Origin of the sequence: Herbiconiux daphne (genome assembly GCF_024979295.1) — a bacterium.
Classification (GTDB): domain Bacteria; phylum Actinomycetota; class Actinomycetes; order Actinomycetales; family Microbacteriaceae; genus Herbiconiux; species Herbiconiux daphnes.
On the sequence record NZ_JANLCJ010000243.1, the window covers coordinates 1 to 860 of the forward strand.

Below are 860 nucleotides of genomic sequence, written 5' to 3' on the forward strand. Positions count from 1 at the left end.
TTATTCTTAATAGACATTAAATGTTTAACTTCATCTTCATTTAATTTAAAGCAAGACATAATGTTTTTGCTATCTTCAATATTTGCTGTGAACATTTTTTCAATCATATTGCTAATTCTAATGAAGTGCAATAATTGCTTACAGTCATACCCATAAAGTTGTTTTCTTTTTCAACCCTCATTAGTTTCTTGTGAAGGATAACCTTTCTTGATAGCACCCATTTTCTCGTGCATAATGCCTTTTGCGGCGTGATACAATGCTTTCATATTAGCATTGCCGATTTTGTATTTGTTGTCAGTTAAGAATTTTACATAGTCTTCAAAACCTTCATTTGCTCAAATGTAATCAGAAGCAATAATCTCTAAATATGACGGATTTGCCTTGCTTAAAAGTGAAGACAGCTTTCTTATGTCATGAACCTCAATATCATCGGCATTCTCCATTTTACCAGAGTATGAATATTGGCTATTTGTATAAAGGTCTTCAAGTGTCGGCATTACAAAAACTTTATAATCAGTATCACTTGTAGAGTCGGCAGTTCCGTAATTTCACGAGCCATATACTGTTGTGAATACAACTTTTCTGCCTTCTCACTCTTTTAATTTTCATTGCTTACTCATTGTTCTCCTTCACAAAATATACTCTCGCAATATTTTGTCATTTGCATATTCTTCAAACATTTAATTCTTTGAACTCATTGAGAATTTTATCAACTATATTTTCAACAGTGAATTCTTCTAAAGTTTTTATTCCATAATGCTTGCTTACAAAGTCCAATCTTTTAAATCTAACGTGTCCCATTTCGCCTAAAGTTAAGATAATACCTTTATTTGCTAATGGAACTGCTTGCCTAAATTCTT

The 860-nt window shown here is 31.5% G+C and carries 1 protein-coding gene and 1 pseudogene; both read right to left on the reverse strand.

The window, feature by feature from the left end; all coding sequences use genetic code 11:
- Positions 1–335: 335 nt before the first annotated feature.
- A pseudogene (locus N1032_RS24380) lies at positions 336–533 on the reverse strand (hypothetical protein); the annotation flags it as partial.
- Positions 534–672: 139 nt separating this feature from the next.
- A partial coding sequence (locus N1032_RS24385) for a hypothetical protein (protein WP_259543087.1) occupies positions 673–860 on the reverse strand: 188 nt, incomplete at its 5' end.